The organism is Klebsiella sp. w6 (genome assembly GCF_033100215.1).
GTDB classification, from domain to species: domain Bacteria; phylum Pseudomonadota; class Gammaproteobacteria; order Enterobacterales; family Enterobacteriaceae; genus Klebsiella; species Klebsiella variicola.
Genome location: NZ_CP136907.1, coordinates 3,706,100 through 3,732,354, shown reverse-complemented (window position 1 = coordinate 3,732,354; position 26,255 = coordinate 3,706,100). Strand labels below are relative to the sequence as shown.

Genomic DNA, 26,255 nt, shown 5'->3' with positions numbered 1-26,255 from the left:
ATGGGAAACGGATGGCATGAATGGCCGCTGATGATCTTTACTGTCTTCGGCCAGTGCGTCGCGGGCGGGTTTATCGTCATGGCCCTGGCGCTGATGACGGGCAATCTTTCTCGCGAGCAGGAGCAGCGCGTGGTTGGGAGTATGTTTGGCCTGTGGGTATTGATGGGGATCGGGTTTATCGCCTCGACAATGCACCTCGGTTCGCCGCTACGGGCCTTTAACTCGCTGAATCGCGTGGGAGCCTCGTCGCTGAGTAATGAGATAGCCAGCGGGGCGATCTTCTTCGCCGTCGGCGGGATTGGCTGGCTACTGGCCGTGTGTAAAAAACTGCCTGCCGGCCTGCGTAGCCTGTGGCTGATAGTCACCATGGTGCTGGGCGTGATCTTCGTCTGGATGATGGTGCGGGTATACAACACCATCGACACGGTGCCGACCTGGTACACCGTCTGGACGCCGCTGAGCTTCTTCCTGACGCTGTTTATCGGCGGTCCGCTGCTGGGCTACCTGCTGCTGCGCGTGGCAGGCGTTGACGGCTGGGCGCTGCGCTTGCTGCCGGTGGTCACTTTGTTGGCGCTGCTGGCGAGTATTGTCGTGGTCCTGATGCAGGGGAGTGAACTCGCTACTATTCACAGTTCAATCCAGCAGGCCTCCGCTCTGGTGCCGGATTACGGGTTGCTTATGGCCTGGCGTATGGTGCTGCTGGCGCTGGCCCTGGCCTGCTGGTGCGTGCCGCAGATCCGCGGCCGCAAGCCGGCGGTCTCGCTGCTTAGCCTGGCGTTTGTTCTGGTGCTGGCGGGAGAGATGATTGGCCGCGGCGTATTCTATGGTCTGCATATGACCGTGGGGATGGCTATCGCCAGTTAATCGGCGTCATCATGCCGGCGGTCATACGCCGGCATGATGAAAACGTGCTGTCGATAGATGAAATTTTTCAACTGAAATCAACGTCGACATTTATTAATAAATTAAGAAAAACAACAGTGTATTATCTGTTGCCTCACCTTTACCCATTCTGTGGATAAAAAACTTCTATCGTAGCCTTCAAAACCGCATCACGCCTGATTTCAGGTGGATTGACAATGTTTTTAGCGGTGGCATGATGCGCTCGCGATCTGAACATTCCTCACGGTTTTTTACCCATGACCATCTACACCCGGCCAGTGCAAATGCTGCTCTGTGGCCTGCTTTTATTGACCCTGGCGATAGCGGTGCTGAATACGCTCGTCCCGCTCTGGCTCGCCCATGAAAATATGCCAACCTGGCAGGTCGGCATGGTGGGGTCATCCTATTTTACCGGCAACCTGGCCGGTACGTTGCTGGCTGGTTGGGTGATTAAGCGCCTTGGGTTTAACCGCAGCTATTATCTCGCGTCGTTAATTTTCGCCGTCGGCTGCGTAGGGCTGGGGATCACCGTTGGCTTCTGGACGTGGCTGAGCTGGCGGTTTATCGCCGGCGTAGGCTGCGCGATGATTTGGGTGGTGGTGGAAAGCGCGCTGGTCTGCAGCGGGACTTCCCGCAGCCGCGGCCGTCTGCTGGCGGCGTACATGATGGTCTATTATGTCGGTACCGTACTGGGCCAGCTGATGGTCAGTAAGTTACCTACCGATTTAATGAGCGTCCTGCCGTGGGTGACTGGCCTGGCGCTGGCGGCGATCCTGCCGCTGCTGTTCACCCGTATTATGGGACAGGCTGAAGAGCCGCACGAAACGGTACGTATCTGGCCGATGCTGAAGCTGCGCCAGGCGCGCCACGGGGTCAATGGCTGTATTATCTCGGGGATTGTCCTCGGTTCGCTGTATGGCCTGATGCCGCTGTGGCTGAACCATCAGGGTGTGAGCGACGCCGGCATTGGCTTCTGGATGGCGGTGATGGTGAGTGCGGGGATCCTCGGCCAGTGGCCGGTAGGGCGCCTGGCTGACCGCTATGGCCGTCTGCTGGTGCTGCGGGTGCAGGTCTTTGTGGTCATTCTGGGCTGTATGGCGATGCTGAGTCAGGCGGCAATGGCCCCGGCGCTGTTTGTGCTTGGGGCATCCGGTTTCACGCTGTATCCGGTGGCGATGGCCTGGGCCTGCGAAAAAGTCGAACATCACCAACTGGTGGCGATGAATCAGGCGCTGCTGATGAGTTATACCATTGGCAGCCTGCTGGGACCGACCCTGACGGCAATGCTGATGCAGAACTTTTCTGATAACCTGCTGTTTATCATGATCGCCAGCGTATCGTTTATCTACCTGCTGACGCTGCTGCGCAAAGCCGGACATCACCCGACGCCGGTGGCACACGCCTGATACCCTCAGGGCATCGATGGGAGGACCCCATCGATGCGTGCAATCGTGAATATAACAATATGGCTACTGCATTGGGTGTAACTTAGCCGGAACGCGATATTGCTTACCATCGTATTGCAGCGTCCATGTTTTTTGCGTCGGAATATCTTTCGACCTGCACTCGTTATTTTCGTCCAGCCAGGCCGTTGAGGCGACATTCTTTTCGCTGACTTTTATATCGCTAAAGCCGTGATGTTTTGTGGTGCCCATTGCCAGCGTGCGTATGATATTCGTAAATTCCTCGGCGCAGTTGCCATCCAATTCCCCGACGCTATATTTTAGCACCATGCCATCCAGCACTACGCGAAGCTGGCCGCGATCGAGTGTATAAAGCCATAGCGCCTCTTCACTAATGGGATTAACGCGAGAACTTCCGGTTTTCTGTATGCGCAATCCAAACGCAGTTTGCTCTGGCGCTATCTTCCAGCGCGCGGTATCAATAGCAAGATTACTAATATAGATCGCGTCATCGTTCATACGTTCGGGAAGATGTAAACGTTGCTTAACTTCAAGAGTTGCAGTATCAAGTACCAGCAGCTCGAGATCGGCATTATGGTCATGGTCGCGTTGTTCTGGCTCCATTAGCGGAACGGCGGCCAGCGTGAGCTCGGGATGAGCAGGCCAGATGCGACAAATAGCGCTAAAAGGCGAGTCATTTTGTGTTTTGATAAATTGCTCTGCCGGTGTGATGACCCCCTGCTCAGTCGGCTGAGCATCAGGCCAGGCCTTTTTAATGATGGCGCTGATATCACAGCTGCTGGCGGCAAAAATGCACTGCGATGCCAGTAATAATGTTGTTGAAACTAACAGACGTATAGTCATCTTCCGGATGTCCATTTTCAATGCTTCCATGACGAACTAAGAAAAACGTCAGCTCATTTGGGCGACGTTAATCAAGTAGAGGGGCGAGCTTTTTCGGAATAGGGTAGTGTTTGCCATCAAAGTGCAATAACCATGTCTCTTTGCCGATTTTTTCCATATCTTCGCAATCGTTCTCTTTAGAAATGGTTCTGGTGGTATGTACGTTTTTTTCACTCACCCGGATATTGGCATAGCCGCCATTGCCGGATGAGGGAACCATGACCAGAGTTCGCTCAATATGATCGAATTCACCTGCGCACATGCCATCCCATTCACCATGTGTTCTGTTAACCACAAGACCATTAAGTACTGTATGAATCTGATTGTTATCATATGAGTACAGCCACAAAACCTCTTCTCTAAAAGGAGCAACTCTGGAGGGATTCCTCTGAGTGATGCGTAAACCAAAAGCGGTTTGCGTAGGCGTGATTTTCCAACGGGCGGTATCAAGAGCAATATTATCAATACTGATAGAATCATCATTCATACGGTCGACGAGGCGTAACCGCTGTTTCACTTCGAGAGTGGCAGAGTTGAGGATCAGAAGTTCAAGATCGCCAGTATGTTCGTAGTCAGTTTGTTCGTGAGACATCAGCGGAATGGCCGCCAGCGTGAGCTCAGGATGAGCCGGCCAGACGCGGCAAATTGCGCTCTGTGGTGAATAACTATCGCTTTCACCGCGAATAATTATTGATTTACCTTGCGGCACGCCTTCTGGCCAGGCCTTTTTGACGATGGCATTGAGATCACACCCACTAGCAGCAAAGACGCATTGGGCTGATAGCAGGGAAAGAGCGAAGATAAGTAAGCGCATAGATTCCTTTCTAATGCATGGTTACTTGAGTAAATAATAACGGCTGCTTAACGGCAACCGTTATTATGATATAGAGCCGTTAGTACATCACTTTATGACCATATTGCTCAAGGATGCCTTTTACCCGCTCCATGGTCTCTTTCTTCGGCGGATGAACGCCGTCCAGCTTGTACTCTTCGCCCATCGCTACCCATTTGTGTTTGCCCAGCTCATGGTAGGGCAGCAGTTCAATTTTCTCGACGTTGCCCATATCGCGGGTAAATTCGCCCAGGCGGTGCGCGGAGTCATCATCGTCTGACCAGCCCGGAACCACGACGTAGCGGATCCAGACATTGATATTCTTTTTCGCCAGATACTGGGCAAACTCGAGGGTGCGGTGGTTGGAAACGCCGACCAGGTTCTGGTGGATCTCATCGTTCATCTGCTTAAGATCCAGCATGACCAGGTCAGTCACCTCCAGCAGTTCGTCGATAACCGGATCGTAGCGACGGACAAAGCCGTTGGTATCGAGACAGGTATGAATACCTTCCTTTTTACAGGCGCGGAACCAGTCGCGAACAAACTCCGCCTGCAGGATCGCTTCGCCGCCTGATGCCGTGACGCCGCCGCCGGAGGCATTCATAAAGTGACGATAGGTCACTACCTCTTTCATTAACTCTTCAACGGTGATTTCTTTGCCGCCGTGGGTATCCCAGGTGTCACGGTTATGGCAGTACAGGCAGCGCATCAGGCAGCCCTGGAAAAAGGTAATAAAGCGGATGCCCGGGCCATCGACGGTGCCACAGGATTCAAAGGAGTGAATGCGACCAATAACTGACATTGCGGTGTTTTCTCCAGATGTGGCCCATCCGGGGCCGTGTTGGTGCACAGCTCAGCGGCTGCGTCGAGTCTGTTTTGACAGGTACCCAAAGTATAGATAACTGGCAAAGCAGGCTGGGGCGGGGATCACTTGTTAAAAAGGCCCCACTGATGTGGGGCCTTTATTGTACGCTTTTTCAGTCAGACTGGGAATTACATGGTCTGAGTGAAGGTACGGGTAATAACGTCCTGCTGCTGTTCTTTGGTCAGGGAGTTAAAACGTACGGCGTAGCCAGATACGCGGATGGTCAGCTGCGGATATTTTTCCGGGTTTTCCATCGCGTCGAGCAGCATTTCGCGGTTCATGACGTTCACGTTCAGGTGCTGGCCACCTTCGATGGACGCTTCGTGGTGGAAGTAACCATCCATCAGACCGGCCAGGTTGGTCTTACGAACTTCGTCATCTTTACCCAGCGCGTTCGGCACGATAGAGAAGGTGTAAGAGATACCATCTTTCGCGTAAGCAAACGGCAGTTTAGCAACGGAAGTCAGTGAGGCAACAGCACCTTTCTGGTCACGACCGTGCATCGGGTTAGCACCTGGTCCGAACGGCGCGCCAGCGCGACGACCGTCTGGGGTGTTACCGGTTTTCTTACCATATACCACGTTAGAGGTGATGGTCAGAACAGACTGAGTCGGGATAGCGTTGCGGTAGGTGTGCAGTTTCTGAATTTTCTTCATGAAACGTTCAACCAGGTCAACGGCCATGTCATCGACGCGAGCATCGTTGTTACCAAACTGCGGGTATTCGCCTTCGATTTCGAAGTCGATAGCCAGACCGTCTTCGTCACGAATCGGTTTAACTTTCGCATATTTGATAGCAGACAGGGAGTCAGCAGCAACGGACAGACCAGCGATACCACACGCCATGGTGCGGATAACGTCACGGTCGTGCAGCGCCATCAGAGAGGCTTCGTAGCTGTACTTGTCGTGCATGTAGTGGATGATGTTCAGCGCGGTGACATACTGTTTCGCCAGCCAGTCCATGAAGTGATCCATGCGATCCATGACTTCGTCGAAGTTCAGGACGTCGCCTTTGATCGGTTCAGATTTCGGACCTACCTGCATTTTCAGTTTTTCATCCACGCCGCCGTTGATAGCGTACAGCATGGTTTTCGCGAGGTTAGCACGAGCACCGAAGAACTGCATTTGCTTACCAACAACCATCGGGCTTACGCAGCATGCGATAGCGTAGTCGTCGTTGTTGAAGTCCGGACGCATCAGGTCATCGTTCTCATACTGCAGAGAAGAGGTATCGATGGACACTTTAGCCGCGAATTTCTTGAAGCTCAGTGGCAGTTTTTCAGACCACAGGATAGTAATGTTCGGCTCCGGAGACGGCCCCATGGTGTACAGGGTGTTCAGGAAGCGGAAGCTGTTTTTGGTGACCAGAGTACGGCCGTCAACACCCATACCGCCGATGGATTCTGTTGCCCAAATCGGGTCGCCGGAGAACAGTTCATCATATTCCGGGGTACGCAGGAAGCGAACCATACGCAGTTTCATGACCAGGTGGTCAACCATTTCCTGCGCGTCTTGCTCGGTGATTTTACCGGCCTGCAGGTCACGTTCGATGTAGATATCCAGGAAGCTGGAGGTACGACCGAAGGACATTGCTGCGCCGTTCTGAGATTTCACGGCAGCCAGGTAACCGAAGTAGGTCCACTGGATAGCTTCCTGAGCAGTCGTTGCCGGACCGGAGATGTCGTAGCCATATTTAGCCGCCATCTCTTTGATCTGACCCAGTGCACGGTGTTGTTCAGAGATCTCTTCACGCAGACGGATGGTCGCTTCCAGATCTTCGCCGCTTTCCAGTTTTTCTTGCAGAGACTGGAACTGAGCGTATTTGTCTTTCATCAGGAAGTCGATACCGTACAGCGCAACGCGACGGTAGTCACCGATGATACGACCGCGGCCGTAAGCATCCGGCAGACCGGTCAGCACGCCGGATTTACGGCAGTTCAGGATGTCTTTGGTGTAAACATCAAATACGCCCTGGTTGTGGGTTTTACGGTACTCGGTAAAGATTTTTTTCAGCATCGGATCCAGCTCGCGATTGTACGCTTTGCAGGAACCTTCAACCATTTTAATACCACCGAACGGGATGATCGCACGTTTCAGCGGCGCTTCGGTCTGCAGACCAACGATTTTTTCCAGACCTTTCTCGATATAGCCAGCGTCGTGAGAGGTGATGGTGGAAGCCAGGGCAGTGTCAAAATCAACAGGCGCGTGAGTGCGGTTTTCCTGTTTTACACCTTCCATTACGGTGTCCCACAGCTTGGTGGTCGCTTCAGTTGCGCCAGCCAGGAAGGATTCGTCGCCTTCATATGGGGTGTAGTTTTTCTGAATAAAGTCACGGACGTTGACTTCATTCTGCCAGTCACCTTTCGCAAAACCTTCCCAGGCTGTGGCTAACTTTTCATTAAGCTCGGACATGTAACACCTACCTTCTTAAGTGGATTTTTTATTTACTGCCTGAAACAACCCTTAGTGATGGTCGTTGCCACGCAGGTAAATGACCCAGTATGTCAACCCGACCAGCAAACCTCCGCCGATAATGTTCCCGATAGTCACCGGAATCAGGTTATCAGTGATGAAGTTCATAACGGTCAAGTGTGAGAAACTTTCCGGAGTTGAACCGATAGCGGTCCAGAATTCCGGGCTCGCAAAATTGCGGATTACGATACCCATCGGGATCATAAACATGTTGGCGATGCTGTGCTCAAAGCCGCTGGCAACAAACATCGCTACCGGCAGGACCATGATCATCGCTTTATCCATCAGGCTACGACCGGAATAGCTCATCCATACGGCGAGACAAACCATCAGGTTAGCGAGGATACCCAGGCTCACGGCCTCCACAAAAGTATGGTGCAATTTGTGGTCAGCGGTCTGCAGGACGTTTAGCCCCCAACCGCCGTTGGCAGTCATATATTCGCCTGATAACCACATCAGCAGCACAAACAGCAGTGCGCCCACCAGGTTACCAAAATAGACGTTGAGCCAGTTTTTTGCCAGTTGCCCCCAGGTGATTCGACCGCTGGCTTTCGCCACCACGATCAGCACAGTAGAGGTAAAGAGGTCAGCGCCGCAGATAACGCACAGAATCAGACCCAGGGAAAAACAGACCCCACCGATAAGCTTGGCAATCCCAAAAGGCATCGCGGCAGTGCCGGTGGTCGCGGTGATATAGAATACGAAAGCGATGGAGATGAAAACGCCAGCGGTGATCGCCAGATAAAAGGTCTTCATCGGATGCTTCGTTGCTTTATAGACACCTGCTTCTTCGGCGACTTTCGCCATCGCGGCAGGGAGCAAAAGATCAAAAGGGTTGTCAGCTTTCACACTAACTCTCTCTTTATATAAGTTGGCGGTGAGATACTAACAAAGCATTATAGAAGGGAAATTGATATAGATCATATCTCACCGGAACTATATGCCTTTTTAGTGTGTGGTTTTTGCTTGTTTGATGCTTAACTATTTGAATTTTTTATGGAAAATAAATTTTAAAATTTATAAGTTATGTTGAATTTTTTCGTTTTTGCCCCAGTATTTGAGTTAATTAAAATGGAGTATTTTATTTTAAATTAACAATTGGTAAATGATATAAGTGCGATATTTACTATTAATTAACTTTACAACTACAAACTATAGTGGCTCCCTCGCCAGGTTAAAATAACGGAGCCGCATCGGGCTCCGTTGTTGGCAAGCATGTTGGCGTATGGGGGCTTATTTTGCCCAGAACGCCGCTTTCGCCCGCTGCAGCTTTTCATACGCTTTCAGCAGCGACTGATGAGCCGGGAAGGCTTGCAGATCGCTGTCGACAGCCTGAAGGCCATAGAACGGGGCTTCGCCGCTCAGCGCAGCGCTGGCGGCTTCGACCGCATCGGCGCCATACATACGGATGAAGGCGTTCAGATACTGCAGCGGCTGACGCTCCTCTTCCTGGCTCAGCAGCAGCAGGGTCTGCAGGCAGCGATAGTAGTTTGCGCGCTCAGGGCTGAAGACAGAGGCATTGAATTCCATGGTCCATTCGGTCCAGATCAGCGCCTGTTCCAGATCGCCGCCAGCCAGGGCCAGCATCGCTTTCAGCTCGCCGATGCGCAGGGTATACCAGCCGTTGTCTTTCCCGGTGGCAAGGCCCAGCAGTTCGCGAACGCGGGTGAAATCATCCAGGCCTTCGTCATCCATTTGTTCGATGAGCGCCAGATAATCTTCTTTTTCCCACTCGCTGCCCGGCAGCGACAGAATGGTGTCCCGCAGATGGGCGCCCATGCTGTTGTTTGCCAGCCACAGGTCTTCTGCCGGATAAATATCCGACATGCCCGGAACGATGATACGGCAGGCGTAGACGCCCAGATGCTCGTAATCGGCAATGTAAACTTCTTTATCTTCGGCCTTGAAGATGGCCATCAGGGTGGCGAACTCTTCTTCGGTGGTGCCGGAGAAACTCCAGTCAACGAACGGATAGTCGGCATCCTGCTTGAACATATCCCAGGAGATCAGGCCGCTGGAATCGATGAAGTGGGTTTCGAGGTTCGCGTGCTCGGCGACTTCTTCGTCATCAAAGGTCGGCGGCGTAAAGACATCGAGGTCTTTCAGGCTGCGACCCTGCAGCAGTTCTGTGACCGTACGCTCCAGCGCCACGCCGAAGTCCGGGTGGGCGCCAAAGGAAGCGAAGCAGGTGCCGTTAGTCGGGTTAAACAGCACGACGCAGATAACCGGGTATTTGCCGCCCAGCGAACCATCGTAGGCGAAAATCGGGAAGCCTTCGGCTTCAAGTTTTGCGATCGACTCCACGACGCCAGGATAGCGCGCCATGACTTCCGCCGGGATCTCCGGCAGGCTGATGCTCTCTGCGATGATGCGGTTTTTTATGTGACGTTCAAAGACCTCTGACAGGCCCTGCACACGTGCTTCATTCGGGGTATTCCCTGCAGACATACCGTTGGATACGTACAAGTTGCCAACGATATTCATCGGAATATAGACGGTTTCGCCGTCGGACTGGCGGGTAAAGGGCAGGCCGCATACGCCGCGCTCATCGTTCCCCGACTGCAGATCCACCAGCATGCTGGCGGTCAGCTGATCGTCCGGATCGTAGAACGCGAGCAGACGGGCATCCAGCAGACCTTCCGGGACATCGTCGTTTTCGGTCAGCGGGAACCACTTTTCGTTCGGGTAGTGAACAAACGGGCCATTAGCGATAGTGTCGCCTAACCAGAAGTCGGCGAAGAAATAGTTGGTGGACAGGCGCTCGAAATATTCGCCCAGCGCGGAGGCCAGGGCTGCCTTTTTGGTGGCGCCTTTACCATTGGTAAAGCACAGCGCGCATTCTTTATCGCGAATGTGAACGGACCACACGTGCGGCACCGGGTTCAGCCACGAGGCCTCTTCGATATCAAATCCGAGGTCGAGCAATTTTTGCTGGAAGCGAGCGATGGAATCTTCCAGGGCGGCATCTTTGCCGGGAATAAACGTTTGGGTCATGGCGATCACTTTTGTCGTACGGAAAGCGCGCAATGATACGGCTTTTATCTGACAGGTGCTATCTCCATCATCTGGCTATGCTTAGAGGCAACTTATGACCCACAGGGAGATGATAGATGAAAGCCTTTGACTGGCAGCGGATGGCGCTCGATAAAGTGCCGGTGGAGTTTCTTGCCGAGGTGGCGTTGCGCAGCCTCTATACCTTCGTTCTGGTCTTTATTTTCCTCAAGATTACCGGACGGCGCGGCGTGCGGCAGATGTCGCTGTTCGAGGTGTTGATTATTCTGACCCTCGGTTCGGCGGCAGGGGACGTGGCGTTTTATGACGATGTACCGCTACTGCCGGTGCTGGTGGTCTTCATCACGCTGGCGCTGCTGTATCGCGGCATCATGTGGCTGATGGGGCACAGCGAAAAGCTGGAGGATCTCCTGGAAGGTAAACCTATCGTGGTGGTCGAGGAGGGGCAGTTGGCGTGGGAGAAGCTGCATGCGGAAAACATGACCGAATTCGAATTCTTTATGGAGCTGCGGGTCAACAGCGTCGAGCAGCTTGGCCAGGTCCGGCTGGCGATCCTTGAAACCAACGGGCAGATCAGCGTGTTTTATTATCCGGATGAAGAGGTCAGGGCGGGGTTGTCTATCCTGCCTACCCACTGTGCCGCGCGTTACACCACGATTCCGCAGGAGGGGATCTATGCCTGCGTACGCTGCAGCATCGTGATGGCGATGCAGGCGGGAGAAAAGCGAATATGTTCCCGCTGCGCAAATGCAGAATGGTCGAAGGCCAGCCGGGCGAAACGACTCACCTGACAGCAAATATGTCGGTTTTATTACGTCAAGCCGATAGATTCTGTTGTGTGACGGTGGCCGCGTTTTACCGTCGGCGAGTTTTAGCCATTGCGGACCGTGTCACTGAATGATAAAACCGATAGCCACAGGAATAACTTATGCCCGCGGCGGTTCGCGGGCAAAACAACATAGCAACGTGGTGAGGGGAAATGGCTCAGGTCTATAACTTCAGTTCGGGCCCGGCAATGCTGCCGGCGGAAGTACTCAAACTGGCTCAGCAAGAACTGTGCGACTGGCACGGTCTGGGTACGTCGGTCATGGAGATCAGTCACCGTGGTAAGGAGTTTATCCAGGTGGCAGAAGAGGCAGAACAGGACTTCCGCTCTCTGCTGAATATCCCTTCCAACTATAAAGTTTTGTTCTGCCACGGCGGCGGCCGCGGCCAGTTCGCGGGGATCCCGCTGAACATCCTCGGCGATAAAAACGTCGCTGACTATGTGGACGCCGGCTACTGGGCCGCCAGCGCGGTCAAAGAGGCGAAGAAATACTGCGCGCCTAACGTCATCGACGCGAAAATCACTGTCGATGGCAAGCGAGCTGTTACGCCGATGAGCGAGTGGCAGCTGACGCCGGGCGCGGCCTATCTGCATTACTGCCCGAACGAAACCATTGACGGTATCGCGATTGATGATACGCCGAATTTCGGCGACGACGTCATCGTCGCTGCTGATTTCTCCTCCACCATTCTGTCCCGCGAAATTGACGTCAACCGCTTCGGTGTAATCTACGCCGGCGCGCAGAAAAATATTGGCCCGGCAGGGCTGACGCTGGTCATCGTGCGTGAAGATCTGCTGGGCAAAGCCAGCGTGGCCTGTCCGTCGATCCTCGACTATACCGTGTTAAGCGAGAACGACTCGATGTTTAACACGCCGCCGACATTCGCCTGGTATCTGGCTGGTCTGGTGTTTAAGTGGCTGAAACAGCAGGGCGGCGTCGCTGCGATGGATAAAATCAACCAGCAGAAAGCCGAACTGCTTTATGGCGTTATCGATAACAGCGGGTTCTACCGTAACGATGTGGCGCAAGCCAACCGCTCACGCATGAACGTGCCGTTCCAGCTGGCGGACAGCGCACTGGACAAACTGTTCCTCGAAGAGTCGTTTGCCGCCGGGCTGCACGCGCTGAAGGGCCACCGCGTGGTGGGCGGCATGCGCGCCTCCATCTACAATGCGATGCCGCTGGACGGCGTGAAGGCGTTAACCGACTTTATGCTGGACTTCGAACGCCGCCACGGTTAATCGCCTGTTTCTTTCTTCCTCCCCGCGGCCTGTCTGCGGGGTTTTTATTCTGTTTGTTTGAGAGTGAAGTTTGATGGAATCCCTGACGTTACAACCCATCGCACGCGTAGAGGGCACCGTGAACCTGCCAGGTTCGAAAAGCGTCTCCAACCGCGCGCTGCTGCTGGCCGCTCTGGCCCGCGGCACGACGGTGCTGACCAACCTGCTGGACAGCGACGATGTGCGCCATATGCTGAATGCCCTGAGTGCGCTGGGGGTTCAATATACCCTATCTGCCGACCGCACCCGCTGCGAAGTGACCGGCAACGGCGGCCCGCTGCGCGCTGCTGCGGCGCTGGAGCTGTTCCTCGGCAACGCCGGAACCGCGATGCGTCCGCTGGCGGCGGCCCTGTGCCTTGGCAGCAACGATATTGTGCTGACCGGCGAACCGCGGATGAAAGAGCGCCCGATCGGCCATCTGGTGGATGCCCTGCGTCAGGGCGGCGCTCAGATCGACTATCTTGAGCAGGAAAATTATCCACCGCTGCGCCTGCGCGGCGGTTTTCAGGGCGGGAACGTCGAGGTTGACGGCAGCGTCTCCAGTCAGTTCCTGACCGCGCTGCTGATGACCGCGCCGCTGGCGCCGCAGGATACCGTGATCGCCATTAAGGGCGATCTGGTGTCGAAACCCTATATCGACATTACGCTGCACCTGATGAAAACCTTCGGCGTTGAGGTGGACAATCAGTCTTATCAGCGTTTTGTGGTGCGCGGCAAGCAGCAGTATCAGTCGCCAGGGGATTACCTGGTGGAAGGCGATGCTTCCTCGGCCTCGTATTTCCTCGCCGCTGGCGCCATTAAGGGCGGCACGGTAAAAGTCACCGGTATCGGCCGCGGCAGTGTGCAGGGCGATATCCGTTTCGCCGACGTCCTGGAGAAAATGGGCGCTACCGTGACCTGGGGCGACGATTTTATCGCCTGCACCCGCGGCGAGCTCAAGGCTATCGATATGGATATGAACCATATCCCGGACGCGGCGATGACCATCGCCACCGCCGCGCTGTTCGCGCAAGGGACCACTACGCTGCGCAATATCTACAACTGGCGGGTCAAAGAGACGGACCGTCTGTTCGCCATGGCGACCGAGTTGCGTAAAGTAGGCGCCGAGGTGGAAGAGGGTGAAGATTATATTCGCATCACCCCGCCGGCAAAGTTGAAATATGCTGAAATTGGCACCTATAACGACCACCGGATGGCGATGTGCTTCTCGCTGGTGGCGCTGTCTGATACGCCGGTGACCATCCTTGATCCCAAATGTACGGCCAAAACGTTCCCGGACTATTTTGAGCAACTGGCGCGGATCAGTACCCTCGCCTGAGTAAAACTTTGTCATCCCGCGGGCTGATGTCCTGTCAGCCCGCTATAATTGCGCAAAACTTCTGCTTTTCATTTCCTGTAGTCCGTAATTTACAAGCAATGCTCACTTTCCGGCGTATTGATGCGTATAATGCGCGGCGTTTATATTCCATGCGCCTTGCTGAAGGAGAAAAAGATGACGGCGAATATTCCGGTAATCACCATTGATGGGCCTGGCGGTGCGGGTAAAGGTACGTTGTGCAAGGCAATGGCGGAAGCGCTGGGCTGGCATCTGTTAGATTCAGGCGCGATCTACCGCGTTCTGGCGCTGGCGGCGCTGCATCATCATGTTGACGTAGAGTCCGAAGAGGCGCTGGTGCCCCTGGCGGCCCATCTTGACGTGCGCTTTATTTCTACTGACGGCACCCTGGAAGTGGTGCTGGAAGGGGAAGATGTCAGCGGCGAAATTCGCACTCAGGAGGTCGCCAATGCCGCCTCGAAAGTGGCCGCTTTCCCCCGCGTTCGCGAAGCGCTGCTGCGCCGCCAGCGTGCTTTCCGTGAACTGCCGGGGCTCATCGCCGACGGGCGCGATATGGGCACGGTGGTTTTCCCGGACGCGCCGGTGAAAATTTTCCTTGATGCCTCGGCCGATGAGCGGGCGCATCGCCGCATGCGGCAGTTGCAGGAAAAGGGCTTTGATGTTAACTTTGAACGTCTTTTGTCCGAGATAAAAGAGCGTGACGATCGCGACCGAAATCGCGCCGTGGCGCCGCTTGTCCCGGCTGCCGATGCATTAGTTCTCGATTCAACAGAACTAAACATTGAGCAAGTGATTGAAAAAGCGCTACAATATGCGCGCGAAAAATTGGCCGTTGCGTGAGCCTTAACCGGTAGCGCGCCGAAGCCTCCGAATTATAGCAGTACCCCGCGGCAATGGATGGTCAGCGGGTATGTGAAACAACCCCATCCGGCACGGAGCCAGGTGGACGTTAATATTAACCTGAAGATTAAACATGACTGAATCTTTTGCTCAACTGTTTGAAGAATCCTTAAAAGAAATCGAAACCCGCCCGGGTTCCATCGTTCGTGGTGTTGTTGTTGCTATCGACAAAGACGTAGTACTGGTTGACGCCGGTCTGAAATCTGAGTCCGCCATCCCGGCTGAGCAGTTCAAAAACGCCCAGGGCGAGCTGGAAATCCAGGTTGGTGACGAAGTTGACGTTGCTCTGGATGCAGTAGAAGACGGCTTCGGTGAAACTCTGCTGTCCCGTGAGAAAGCTAAACGTCACGAAGCTTGGATCACGCTGGAAAAAGCTTACGAAGACGCTGAAACTGTTACCGGTGTTATCAACGGCAAAGTTAAAGGTGGCTTCACTGTTGAGCTGAACGGTATTCGTGCGTTCCTGCCGGGTTCCCTGGTAGACGTTCGTCCGGTGCGCGACACGCTGCACCTGGAAGGCAAAGAGCTTGAGTTCAAAGTCATCAAGCTGGACCAGAAGCGTAACAACGTTGTTGTTTCTCGTCGTGCCGTTATCGAATCCGAAAACAGCGCAGAGCGCGATCAGCTGCTGGAAAACCTGCAGGAAGGCATGGAAGTCAAAGGTATCGTTAAGAACCTCACTGACTACGGTGCATTCGTTGATCTGGGCGGCGTTGACGGCCTGCTGCACATCACCGATATGGCCTGGAAACGCGTTAAGCATCCGAGCGAAATCGTAAACGTTGGCGACGAAATCACTGTTAAAGTGCTGAAGTTCGACCGCGAGCGTACCCGTGTATCCCTGGGCCTGAAACAGCTGGGCGAAGATCCGTGGGTAGCTATCGCTAAACGTTATCCGGAAGGTACCAAACTGACCGGTCGCGTGACCAACCTGACCGACTACGGCTGCTTCGTTGAAATCGAAGAAGGCGTTGAAGGCCTGGTTCACGTTTCCGAAATGGATTGGACCAACAAAAACATCCACCCGTCCAAAGTTGTTAACGTTGGCGACGTTGTGGAAGTGATGGTTCTGGATATCGACGAAGAGCGTCGTCGTATCTCCCTGGGTCTGAAGCAGTGCAAATCTAACCCATGGCAGCAGTTCGCGGAAACCCACAACAAGGGCGACCGTGTTGAAGGTAAAATCAAGTCTATCACTGACTTCGGTATCTTCATCGGCCTGGACGGCGGCATCGACGGCCTGGTTCACCTGTCTGACATCTCCTGGAACGTTGCAGGCGAAGAAGCAGTTCGTGAATACAAAAAAGGCGACGAAATCGCAGCAGTTGTTCTGCAGGTTGACGCAGAGCGTGAGCGTATCTCCCTGGGCGTTAAACAGCTCGCGGAAGATCCGTTCAACAACTACGTTGCTCTGAACAAGAAAGGCGCTATCGTTGTTGGTAAAGTCACTGCAGTTGACGCTAAAGGCGCAACCGTAGAACTGGCTGACGGCGTAGAAGGTTACCTGCGTGCTTCTGAAGCATCCCGTGACCGCGTTGAAGACGCAACTCTGGTTCTGAGCGTTGGCGACGAAGTTGAAGCGAAATTCACCGGCGTGGATCGTAAGAACCGCGTAGTGAGCCTGTCTGTACGTGCGAAAGACGAAGCGGAAGAAAAAGACGCTATCGCTACCGTGAACAAGCAGGAAGACGCGAACTTCTCCAACAACGCTATGGCTGAAGCGTTCAAAGCAGCGAAAGGCGAGTAATCTTTGTCATTCAGGTAATAACAACCTGAATAGTGACGAGTTTACTTGACAGATTGCAGGATTCGTCCTGTAATCAAGCACAAAGGGCGGCTACGGCCGCCCTTGTTTAAGCTGTTAGCTAATTTTTGCCTTGAAGGAAACCGGAGGAATAATGACCAAGTCAGAATTGATTGAAAGACTTGCCAGCCAGCAATCTCACATTCCGGCGAAAGCGGTAGAAGATGCTGTTAAAGAAATGCTGGAACATATGGCCTCAACGCTTGCTCAAGGTGAGCGCATTGAAATCCGCGGTTTCGGCAGCTTCTCTCTGCACTATCGAGCACCTCGCACCGGACGTAACCCGAAAACTGGTGATAAAGTCGAACTGGAAGGTAAGTACGTTCCGCACTTTAAGCCCGGGAAAGAATTACGTGACCGCGCCAATATTTATGAAGAGTAAGTTGCACGACGTGCAACCTGCCTGATGATAAAAAAAGCACCTGCGGGTGCTTTTTTTGTGTCCGCGATTTACCTCCAGCTTCGCAAAAAAACCGTGCCTGACTGCAACAGATACGATTGTCTGGAAGGCGCTACGCACGCCTGAATTCAGCGGCGGGACGCCACCGTCGCTTTGCGTAACACTGCCTGCTCACAGGGAGGTGTTTATGCGTCTACCATGGCTTGCCGGATGCGGCAGCATCGCGATGCTGCCGCTACTCTGGCTACCCGTCTTGCCGGGCCCGCACGTTCTGGCGAGCGCGTGCCTTGCGGCGCTGTTGCTGACCCGCCTGCGCGGAACGGCCATGGCTTGTGTGACGATGACGCTTCTGCTGATGATCTGGGGAGTATTGAGCGCGCATCAGGCGCTGTGGCCGACGCGGCACCTTACCGGCGCCATCCGGCAGGCGGAAGTGATCCTCAGCGAGACGGATGGCCAGGCCCTGCACCGTGGTCAGATTGTGCGCCTGGCGGGCCGCTACCTGTTTCCCCCGGTGGGCGTGACGCTGTACGGGGAACTTACACCTGCGCCCGCCTGTGCGGGTCAGCACTGGTTGATGACGCTGCGCCTGCGCCCGGTGCACGGGCAGCTCAACCACGGGGGCTTCGACAGCCAGCGTTATGCGCTGGCGCAGCACCGGCCGCTGAGCGGGGGGATTGTTGCAGCTTCCGCGCTGGATCCCCGCTGCAGCCTGCGCGCCCGCTACCTGGCGTCGTTGACCCGGCGTCTGGAGCCTTATCCCTGGCGTGCGGTGATGCTGGGATTAGGGATGGGGGAGCGACTGACCCTGCCGACGGCGATTAAGGTCCTGATGCAGAACACGGGCACCTCCCATCTGATGGCCATCTCTGGTCTCCATATCGCCCTCGCGGCTTCCCTTATCGTGCTCCTGCTGCGCGGCGTGCAGTATATTCTCCCGGGCCGCTGGATCGGCTGGCGGTTGCCGCTGCTGGCCGGGCTGGCCGGCGCCGTCGGCTATGCCTGGCTGACCGGCATGCAGCCGCCGGCGCTGCGCACCTGCGTAGGGTTGGGCGTGTGCTGCGCCTTACGCTTGTCGGGCCAACGCTGGACGGCGTGGCAGGTGTGGCTCTGCTGTCTGGGGGCGATACTCGTTACCGACCCGCTGGCGGTGCTGTCGCAAAGCCTGTGGCTATCCGCTTTCGCCGTGGCGGGGCTGATCTTCTGGTTTCAGTGGGTACCGCTGCCTGCCGGTCGCTGGCGCTGGCCATGGAAGGCACTGTTCGCCCTCGTTCATTTGCAGGCTGGCGTGACGCTGTTGCTGATGCCGCTCCAGCTCCTGCTCTTCCATGGAGTCAGCCTGACGTCCATGGCCGCCAATTTGCTGGCGGTACCCTTAGTGACCCTGCTGGCGGTGCCGCTTATTCTCGGCGCGATGCTGCTGCATCTCACGGGACCGGGGATGGTGGAGTCGCTGCTCTGGCTGGCGGCCGATCGCGTGCTGGCGCTACTGTTCTGGGGATTACGACATTTACCAGACGGCTGGCTGCCTCTTGACGCCCGCTGGCTCTGGATCAGTAGCCTGCCGTGGCTGCTGGTGATGGGCTGGCGTTTTCAGAGCTGGCGGCATTGCCCGGCCCTGTGTCTGAGTGTACTGCTTTTGCTGATGCGGCCCTTCTGGAGGCAAATTCCCGCAGACGAATGGCGGGTGACGATGCTGGATGTCGGGCAGGGGCTGGCGATGGTTATCGAACGTCACGGCAAGGCGCTCCTCTATGATACCGGGCCAGCATGGCCGCAGGGCGACAGCGGTCAGCAGGTGATTATCCCGTGGCTGCGCTGGCATCATCTGCAGCTGCAGGGCATTGTGCTAAGCCACGAGCATCTGGATCATCGCGGCGGCCTTAATTCAGTGCTACAGGCATGGCCGCAGGCGTGGGTGCGCAGCCCTTTAGGCTGGGCGCGTCATCTGCCGTGTCATCGCGGCGAGCGCTGGCAATGGCAGGGACTCAACTTCCAGGCCCTGTGGCCGCTGCCGGGCAGCACGGCAAAGGGTAATAATCACTCCTGCGTGGTGCGCATCGATGATGGTCGCTCCAGCATCCTGCTCACCGGCGATATAGAACGTCAGGCGGAGCAGGCGATGATCAGCCGTTACTGGCAGCATCTGACGTCTACACTTATCCAGGTTCCCCACCACGGTAGCAACACCTCCTCCAGCGAATTGCTGGTCCACCGGGTAGAGGGTGAGGCCGCGCTGGCATCCGCTTCGCGCTACAATGCGTGGCGGATGCCCTCGTACAAGGTGGTTCAGCGCTATCGCCAGCGGGGGTATCGCTGGTTCGCCACGCCGCAGCAGGGACAGATAACGGTGGTTTTTTCCGCAGAAGGGTGGCAAATCCATAGCTTACGGGATCAAGTTTTACCACGTTGGTATCATCAGTGGTTTGGCGCGCCCGCCGATAACGGGTAGAATATGCGGCTATTTCAACACAAGCTGGTTTATTGAATGCAGAACGATAAAGATCTCTCCACGTGGCAGACCTTCCGCCGACTTTGGCCGATTATTGCACCGTTTAAAGCCGGGCTAATCGTCGCGGCGGTGGCGTTAGTGCTTAACGCGGGTAGTGACACCTTCATGTTATCGCTTCTTAAACCGTTATTGGATGATGGTTTTGGTAAAACGGATCGCTCAGTGCTGCTATGGATGCCGCTGGTGGTTATCGGGCTGATGGTGCTGCGTGGGATCACCAGCTACATCTCGAGCTATTGTATCTCCTGGGTTTCCGGCAAAGTCGTGATGACCATGCGTCGTCGCCTGTTCGGCCACATGATGGGCATGCCGGTGGCCTTCTTTGACAAGCAGTCTACCGGGACGCTGCTGTCACGCATTACCTATGATTCTGAGCAGGTCGCCTCATCTTCCTCCAGCGCGCTGATCACCGTGGTCCGCGAAGGGGCATCGATTATCGGCCTGTTCGTGATGATGTTCTATTACAGCTGGCAGCTGTCGCTGATCCTGATCGTACTGGCGCCGATCGTGTCGGTAGCAATCCGCGTGGTCTCCAAGCGTTTTCGTAATATCAGTAAGAATATGCAGAACACGATGGGGCAGGTCACCACCAGCGCTGAGCAGATGCTGAAAGGGCACAAAGAGGTGCTGATGTTTGGTGGCCAGGAGGTGGAAACCAAACGTTTTGATAAGGTCAGCAATAAAATGCGTCTGCAGGGGATGAAGATGGTTTCTGCCTCGTCTATCTCCGACCCGATCATTCAGCTTATCGCGTCGCTGGCGCTGGCCTTTGTCCTGTATGCCGCCAGCTTCCCGAGCGTAATGGACACCCTGACCGCCGGGACCATTACCGTGGTCTTCTCCTCAATGATTGCGCTGATGCGCCCGCTGAAGTCGCTGACCAACGTCAATGCCCAGTTCCAGCGTGGGATGGCGGCGTGCCAGACGCTGTTTGCGATCCTCGATTCCGAGCAGGAAAAAGACGAAGGTACGCGGGTCATTGAGCGGGCCAAAGGCAATCTCAAGTTTGAGAACGTCACGTTCACCTATCCGGGGCGCGAAGTGGCCGCGCTGCGCAATATCAATCTCGATATCCCGGAAGGGAAAACCGTCGCGCTGGTGGGGCGCTCAGGGTCGGGTAAATCGACCATTGCCAGCCTGATCACCCGCTTCTACGATGTTGACGACGGGCAGATCCTGCTGGATGGTCACGACCTGCGCGAGTACAAGCTGAGCTCGCTGCGCGACCAGGTGGCACTCGTTTCACAGAACGTGCATCTGTTCAACGATACTGTCGCCAACAACATCGCCTATGCCCGTACCGAAGAGTACAGCCGCGAGCAGATTGAAGAGGCCGCGCGGATGGCCTATGCCATGGACTTCATCAACAAGATGGACAATGGTCTGGATACGATCATCGGCGAAAATGGCGTGATGCTGTCCGGTGGCCAGCGCCAGCGTATTGCTATCGCCCGTGCGCTGCTGCGTAACAGCCCGATCCTGATCCTTGATGAAGCCACCTCGGCGCTGGATACCGAGTCCGAGCGAGCCATTCAGGCAGCGCTGGATGAGCTGCAGAAAAACCGCACCTCGCTGGTTATCGCCCACCGTCTGTCGACCATTGAGCAGGCTGATGAAATTGTGGTGGTTGAAGATGGGCGGATCGTGGAACGCGGAACGCACCACGATCTGCTGGAGCATAAGGGCGTGTACGCCCAGCTGCATAAGATGCAATTCGGCGAATGATCGCGCGCATTTGGTCCGGGGAATCGCCGCTGTGGCGCCTGCTGCTGCCGCTCTCCTGGCTGTATGGCCTGGTGAGCGCGGTGATTCGCCTCAGCTATCAGCTGGGGTGGCAAAAAGCCTGGCGCGCGCCGGTGCCGGTGGTGGTGGTCGGTAACCTGACCGCCGGCGGCAATGGTAAAACGCCGGTGGTGATCTGGCTGGTGGAGCAGCTGCAGCAGCGCGGTATTCGCGTGGGGGTGGTCTCTCGCGGCTACGGCGGTAAAGCCGACCGCTACCCACTGGTATTAACTGACCGGACCAGTACGGCGCAGGCGGGTGATGAGCCGGTGTTAATTCATCAGCGTACCGGCGCGCCGGTGGCGGTTTCTCCGCTGCGCAGCGACGCGGTGAAAGCGCTGCTCAGCGCGCACGATCTGCAGATTATCGTGACCGACGACGGGTTGCAGCACTATAAGCTGGCGCGGGACAGAGAAATTGTCGTTATCGACGGCGTGCGCCGCTTTGGCAACGGCTGGTGGCTGCCTGCCGGGCCGATGCGCGAGCGGGCGTCGCGCTTGCAAAGCGTTGATGCGGTTATCGTTAACGGCGGCGTGGCGCGTCCGGGGGAGATCCCGATGCAACTGCGTCCAGGGATGGCGGTTAACCTGCTTACCGGCGAACGTCGCGATGTCTCGACTTTCACGAACGTAGTGGCGATGGCCGGCATCGGCCATCCGCCGCGCTTTTTCGCCACCCTTGAAAGCTGTGGCGTCCAGCCGGTCAAAACCGTGGCGCTGGCAGACCATCAGGCGCTGAGCCAGGCCGATGTCGCCGCCCTGGTAACCACCGGGCAGACGCTGCTAATGACCGAGAAAGACGCGGTGAAATGTCGCGATTTCGCCGCCGCAAACTGGTGGTATTTACCGGTCGACGCCATAATGGCCGATGAACGCGCACAGCGGTTGCTTGCGGACTTAGCGACGTTGGCGCAACGTTAACTGACGCGCCGGCTTTGCTCGCCGCTGTGCTGGAATTCCTGACGGAGAACCTGCATGTCGGTATTGCAATTATCGCTTAACGAGGCGCGCCACCTCCATCTCGCGGCGCAGGGGTTGTTAAAGAAGCCCCGACGTCGCGCTCGCCCGAAAGACATTCTTTCCACCATCCAGCAGATGTCGCTGCTGCAAATCGATACCATCAACGTGGTGGCCCGCAGCCCCTATCTGGTGCTGTTCAGCCGCCTCGGCAGCTATCCGCAGCACTGGCTGGATGAGTCGTTGCGCAGCGGCGAGCTAATGGAATACTGGGCGCATGAAGCCTGCTTTCTACCGCGCAGCGATTTCGCCCTGGTGCGCCATCGCATGTTGAATCCCGACAATATGGGCTGGAAATACCATCGCGCGTGGATGGAGGAGCATGCCGGGAGTATTGCAGAGCTGCTGGCGCATATCGGGCAAAACGGCCCGGTTCGCTCGGCGGATTTTATCCACCCGCGCAAAGGCGCCAGCGGCTGGTGGGAGTGGAAACCGCATAAGCGCCATCTGGAAGGGCTGTTTACCGCCGGCGAAGTGATGGTGGTGGAACGACGCAATTTTCACCGCGTGTATGATTTAACCCAGCGGGTGATGCCGGACTGGGATGACGAACGCGACGCGCTGTCCCGCGAAGACGCAGAGGCCATCATGCTGCGCAACAGCGCCCGCAGCCTCGGTATCTTTCGTCCCCAGTGGCTGGCCGATTACTATCGCTTGCGCCAGCCGTCGCTACCGGGTCTGCTGGCTGCCTGGCAGGAAGAGGGCCTGGTGGTGCCGGTTAACGTGGAAGCACTCGGCGAGATGTGGTTGCATCGCGACGCGCTGGCGCAGCTTGAGTCAGCGCCTGGCGGTAAGCTGATCGCCAGCCATAGCGCCGTGCTCTCTCCTTTTGACCCGGTGGTCTGGGATCGGAAACGCGCGGAGCAACTCTTCAACTTCAGCTATCGCCTGGAGTGCTATACCCCAGCGCCGAAGCGGCAGTATGGCTACTTCGTACTGCCCCTGCTGCACCAGGGAAAACTGGTTGGGCGGATGGACAGTAAAATACATCGCAAAAGCCAGGAGCTGGAGATCTTCTCCCTGTGGCTGGAGGAGGGTGTGAAGATCACCCGTGGCCTTGAGCAGGGGCTGCGCCGGGCGATTAACGACTTCGCGCGATGGCAATCGGCGGAGCGGATCCTGTGCCGACGCTTGCCGGAAGGGCTGTTTGTCGGCCAGGAGCAGGGGTGGGAAATCAACGCCGATTGATCCCGGCGCCGACCTTCCTGTGATATGCTGCTGTGAAATCTATCCGGTCCATCAGGAGGAAACATGGATCACCGTTTACTTGAAATCATCGCCTGCCCGGTCTGTAACGGTAAGCTGTATTACAGTCAGGATAAGCAAGAACTTATTTGCAAACTTGATAGTCTGGCGTTTCCGCTGCGCGATGGTATTCCTGTGCTGCTGGAGACAGAGGCCCGAGCGCTGACGGTTGAAGAGAGTCACTCATGAGTTTCGTGGTTATTATTCCTGCGCGTTTCGCCTCTACGCGCCTGCCGGGAAAACCACTGCAGGACATTAACGGCAAACCGATGATTGTCCACGTGCTGGAGCGCGCGCGCGAATCCGGCGCGGATCGCATTATTGTCGCCACCGATCATCCGGACGTGGCCAGCGCCGTTGAAGCGGCGGGTGGTGAAGTGTGCATGACCCGCGCCGATCACCAGTCCGGCACCGAACGGCTGGCGGAAGTGGTGGAGAAGTGCGCGTTCAGCGATGACACTATTATCGTTAATATTCAGGGCGATGAGCCGATGATCCCCCCGGCGATCGTCCGCCAGGTGGCGGAGAATCTGGCGTCCAGCAGCAGTGGAATGGCGACGCTGGCGGTACCGATCCACGATGCGGAAGAGGCGTTTAATCCAAATGCGGTGAAAGTGGTGATGGATGCGCAAGGTTATGCGCTTTATTTCTCCCGTGCCACCATACCCTGGGATCGCGATCGCTTTGCTCACTCCCGCGAGACCATCGGTGATTCCCTGCTGCGTCACATCGGCATTTATGGCTACCGCGCTGGCTTTATTCGCCGCTATGTTAGCTGGGCGCCGAGCCCGCTGGAGCAGATTGAAATGCTCGAGCAGCTGCGGGTGCTGTGGTATGGCGAGAAAATCCATGTTGCCGTGGCGGCAGAAGTGCCCGGCACCGGTGTGGATACCCCGGAAGATCTGGAGCGCGTCCGCGCTGAACTGCGTTAATCCCCTGTCCCCTCCTTGCAGGGGGGGATATCCCCGCCGGTTTTTCGCTTTTTTTGTCCCTTTTTGATCTTATTCGATGACAACCCAGGTGCGGGCGCTCATTATGAAACCAGTAGTGTTCATAGGGGTAATCGACAATGGAACAGTTGCGAACCGAACTCAGTCACCTGCTTGGCGAAAAGCTGAGCCGGGTGGAGTGTGTCAGTGAAAAACCCGCTACGGCGCTGTGGTCCCTGTACGACGCGCAGGGAAACCCGATGCCGCTGCTGGCGCGCAGTTTCACCACGCCCGGTGTGGCGCGGCAACTGGCATGGAAGATCTCCACCCTCGCGCGCAGTGGTACAGTGCGCATGCCGGTGGTTTACGGCGTGATGACGCATGAAGAGCATCCCGGGCCGGATGTGCTGCTGCTTGAGCGCTTGCGCGGCGTTCCGGTGGAGGCCCCCACGCGCACACCAGCGCGTTGGGAGCAACTGCAGGAGCAAATCGTCGAGGCGCTGCTCGCCTGGCATCGTCAGGACAGCGGCGGCTGCGTAGGAATGGTCGATAATACCCAGGACAATCTGTGGTCGAACTGGTACCGCCAGCGGGTAGAGATGCTGTGGAGCACCCTGAACCTGTATCAGGATACCGGCCTGACGATGCAGGATAAGCGTATTTTGTTCCGCTCCCGCGAGTGCCTTCCGGAGCTGTTTCGCGATTTTAATGACAATGCCGTGCTGGTACACGGTAATTTCACCTTGCGCAGTATGCTGAAAGACCCACGCAGCGATCAGCTGCTGGCGATGGTGGGCCCGGGGATGATGCTGTGGGCGCCACGCGAGTATGAACTGTTCCGCCTTGCAGAAGGCGGCCAGGCGGAACAGTTGCTGTGGCGCTACCTGCAGCAGGCGCCAGTTTCCGAGGCCTTTGTCTGGCGGCGCTGGCTCTATCTGCTGTGGGATGAGGTGGATAATCTGGTCAATACCGGGCGCTTTGACCGCGCCCGTTTCGACCTCGCGACAAAATCACTCCTGCCCTGGCTCGCCTGAGCCACCTTTCAGCCATTGCCAGACACGACCGAGGGTTTCATAGCCGACCCGGTCGCTGTGCATCAGCCATACCGGGGAGGGGATGGCTCGTTCCCACGGATTAAGCGGCGAGGTCACCGCTAACTGATTTGCCGGCGCGGGCAGGGGATCCAGACCGGCATGACGAAAGAAAATCATCGCCCGTGGCAGGTGGGACGCCGAAGTGACCAGCAGGAAGGGCGCATCGCCGATGGCGCGCTTCACCGCCTGCGCTTCCTCTTCTGTATCTTTCGGCCGATCGAGCACGATGATATCGCTGCGTGGTACGCCGAGGCTCTCCGCGACTCTCGCCCCGGCCTCCGCCGTGCTGACGGGGTTGGTTTTTGCCGCCGCGCCGGTAAAGATCATTTTCGATCCGGGGTTCGCCTGCCACAGGCGAATGCCCTCCGTCAGGCGCGGCAGGCTGTTATTGATAAGATTAGAGCTTGGCGCCCACTCCGGATTCCAGGTATAGCCGCCGCCCAACACCACCACGTAGCTCACCGGCTGCTCGCCGCGCCAGGTGGGGTAGCTATCTTCAATCGGTTTCAACAGGCTGTCGGCCACCGGTTGCAGGCTCAGCAGCGCCAGCAGCAGCCAGCCGAGGCTCACGCATAGCTTGCCGGTACGTTGAAAGCGGCTGAACCATAACAGCGCGATCCCGATCCCGATCAGCAACAGCAGGGCGGGAAGCGGCAACAGCAGACCGCCGACGATCTTTTTTAGCGTGAAAAGCATGCCAGATGGTTCCTTTTTTAACCATATAACCAAAGTTATGTTCGGATCTTATAACAGATCGCTTCA

General features: G+C 56.2%; 22 protein-coding genes. 15 read left to right on the top strand and 7 right to left on the bottom strand.

Going from position 1 to position 26,255, the window contains the following annotated elements; translation table 11 throughout:
• Positions 1–864, top strand: coding sequence for a dimethyl sulfoxide reductase anchor subunit family protein (locus tag R0140_RS18455; RefSeq protein ID WP_012968620.1), 864 nt, complete (start codon positions 1–3; stop codon positions 862–864).
• 275 nt (positions 865–1,139) lie between these two features.
• Positions 1,140–2,288: an MFS transporter gene (locus tag R0140_RS18450; RefSeq protein ID WP_008805851.1), complete on the top strand. Its 1,149-nt coding sequence runs from the start codon at positions 1,140–1,142 to the stop codon at positions 2,286–2,288.
• A 63-nt stretch (positions 2,289–2,351) separates the two neighbouring features.
• On the opposite strand, the gene R0140_RS18445 is transcribed toward R0140_RS18450, so the two are convergent.
• The 6 genes from R0140_RS18445 to ycaO all read right to left on the bottom strand — a co-directional run bounded on the left by R0140_RS18445 (position 2,352) and on the right by ycaO (position 10,350).
• Positions 2,352–3,149: a PA3715 family protein gene (locus R0140_RS18445; RefSeq protein WP_046878719.1), complete on the bottom strand. Its 798-nt coding sequence runs from the start codon at positions 3,147–3,149 to the stop codon at positions 2,352–2,354.
• A gap of 67 nt (positions 3,150–3,216) precedes the next feature.
• Positions 3,217–4,002 (bottom strand): PA3715 family protein, encoded by a 786-nt coding sequence (locus R0140_RS18440; RefSeq protein WP_032739437.1) that lies wholly within the window; start codon positions 4,000–4,002, stop codon positions 3,217–3,219.
• Positions 4,003–4,081: 79 nt separating this feature from the next.
• Positions 4,082–4,822 carry a pyruvate formate lyase 1-activating protein gene (gene pflA / locus R0140_RS18435; RefSeq protein WP_002898145.1) on the bottom strand — a complete coding sequence of 247 codons (741 nt, stop codon included), beginning with the start codon at positions 4,820–4,822 and terminating at the stop codon, positions 4,082–4,084.
• Positions 4,823–5,013: 191 nt separating this feature from the next.
• Positions 5,014–7,296, bottom strand: a complete 2,283-nt coding sequence (pflB, locus tag R0140_RS18430) for a formate C-acetyltransferase (RefSeq protein ID WP_008805852.1) — start codon at positions 7,294–7,296, stop codon at positions 5,014–5,016.
• 51 nt (positions 7,297–7,347) lie between these two features.
• Positions 7,348–8,205, bottom strand: a complete 858-nt coding sequence (focA, locus tag R0140_RS18425; RefSeq protein WP_008805853.1) for a formate transporter FocA — start codon at positions 8,203–8,205, stop codon at positions 7,348–7,350.
• A 384-nt stretch (positions 8,206–8,589) separates the two neighbouring features.
• Positions 8,590–10,350 carry a 30S ribosomal protein S12 methylthiotransferase accessory factor YcaO gene (ycaO, locus tag R0140_RS18420; RefSeq protein WP_022066090.1) on the bottom strand — a complete coding sequence of 587 codons (1,761 nt, stop codon included), beginning with the start codon at positions 10,348–10,350 and terminating at the stop codon, positions 8,590–8,592.
• 116 nt (positions 10,351–10,466) lie between these two features.
• Between ycaO and R0140_RS18415 the strand changes: the two genes are divergently transcribed.
• From R0140_RS18415 to R0140_RS18355, 13 genes are all read left to right on the top strand, one after another.
• Positions 10,467–11,159: a DUF421 domain-containing protein gene (locus R0140_RS18415; protein ID WP_032739438.1), complete on the top strand. Its 693-nt coding sequence runs from the start codon at positions 10,467–10,469 to the stop codon at positions 11,157–11,159.
• A gap of 188 nt (positions 11,160–11,347) precedes the next feature.
• Positions 11,348–12,436 (top strand): 3-phosphoserine/phosphohydroxythreonine transaminase, encoded by a 1,089-nt coding sequence (gene serC / locus R0140_RS18410; RefSeq protein ID WP_012542320.1) that lies wholly within the window; start codon positions 11,348–11,350, stop codon positions 12,434–12,436.
• A 73-nt stretch (positions 12,437–12,509) separates the two neighbouring features.
• Entirely contained in the window at positions 12,510–13,793 is a 1,284-nt protein-coding gene (aroA, locus tag R0140_RS18405) for a 3-phosphoshikimate 1-carboxyvinyltransferase (protein ID WP_008805857.1), read from the top strand.
• 174 nt (positions 13,794–13,967) lie between these two features.
• Positions 13,968–14,651 carry a (d)CMP kinase gene (cmk, locus tag R0140_RS18400; RefSeq protein WP_012542319.1) on the top strand — a complete coding sequence of 228 codons (684 nt, stop codon included), beginning with the start codon at positions 13,968–13,970 and terminating at the stop codon, positions 14,649–14,651.
• Positions 14,652–14,784: 133 nt separating this feature from the next.
• Entirely contained in the window at positions 14,785–16,458 is a 1,674-nt protein-coding gene (rpsA, locus tag R0140_RS18395; RefSeq protein WP_002898162.1) for a 30S ribosomal protein S1, read from the top strand.
• 151 nt (positions 16,459–16,609) lie between these two features.
• Positions 16,610–16,897, top strand: coding sequence for an integration host factor subunit beta (gene ihfB / locus R0140_RS18390; RefSeq protein ID WP_004100704.1), 288 nt, complete (start codon positions 16,610–16,612; stop codon positions 16,895–16,897).
• Positions 16,898–17,102: 205 nt separating this feature from the next.
• Complete coding sequence (locus R0140_RS18385; RefSeq protein WP_110184804.1) at positions 17,103–19,367, top strand: ComEC family protein; 2,265 nt, start codon at positions 17,103–17,105, stop codon at positions 19,365–19,367.
• 36 nt (positions 19,368–19,403) lie between these two features.
• Positions 19,404–21,152 (top strand): lipid A ABC transporter ATP-binding protein/permease MsbA, encoded by a 1,749-nt coding sequence (gene msbA, locus R0140_RS18380; protein WP_004201387.1) that lies wholly within the window; start codon positions 19,404–19,406, stop codon positions 21,150–21,152.
• Complete coding sequence (lpxK, locus tag R0140_RS18375) at positions 21,149–22,129, top strand: tetraacyldisaccharide 4'-kinase (RefSeq protein ID WP_016160566.1); 981 nt, start codon at positions 21,149–21,151, stop codon at positions 22,127–22,129. Before msbA ends, lpxK begins: the two co-directional genes overlap by 4 nt.
• A 54-nt stretch (positions 22,130–22,183) precedes the next feature.
• Entirely contained in the window at positions 22,184–23,413 is a 1,230-nt protein-coding gene (locus R0140_RS18370) for a winged helix-turn-helix domain-containing protein (protein WP_012542317.1), read from the top strand.
• 63 nt (positions 23,414–23,476) lie between these two features.
• Complete coding sequence (ycaR, locus tag R0140_RS18365) at positions 23,477–23,659, top strand: protein YcaR (RefSeq protein ID WP_012542316.1); 183 nt, start codon at positions 23,477–23,479, stop codon at positions 23,657–23,659.
• Positions 23,656–24,402 (top strand): 3-deoxy-manno-octulosonate cytidylyltransferase, encoded by a 747-nt coding sequence (gene kdsB / locus R0140_RS18360; RefSeq protein WP_012542315.1) that lies wholly within the window; start codon positions 23,656–23,658, stop codon positions 24,400–24,402. Before ycaR ends, kdsB begins: the two co-directional genes overlap by 4 nt.
• A 137-nt stretch (positions 24,403–24,539) precedes the next feature.
• Positions 24,540–25,433: a YcbJ family phosphotransferase gene (locus R0140_RS18355; RefSeq protein ID WP_008805863.1), complete on the top strand. Its 894-nt coding sequence runs from the start codon at positions 24,540–24,542 to the stop codon at positions 25,431–25,433.
• Here the strand turns inward: R0140_RS18355 and elyC are convergent.
• Positions 25,410–26,189 (bottom strand): envelope biogenesis factor ElyC, encoded by a 780-nt coding sequence (gene elyC, locus R0140_RS18350; RefSeq protein ID WP_008805864.1) that lies wholly within the window; start codon positions 26,187–26,189, stop codon positions 25,410–25,412. The two genes, R0140_RS18355 and elyC, sit on opposite strands and share 24 nt — an antisense overlap.
• Between the last annotated feature and the right edge of the window lie 66 nt (positions 26,190–26,255).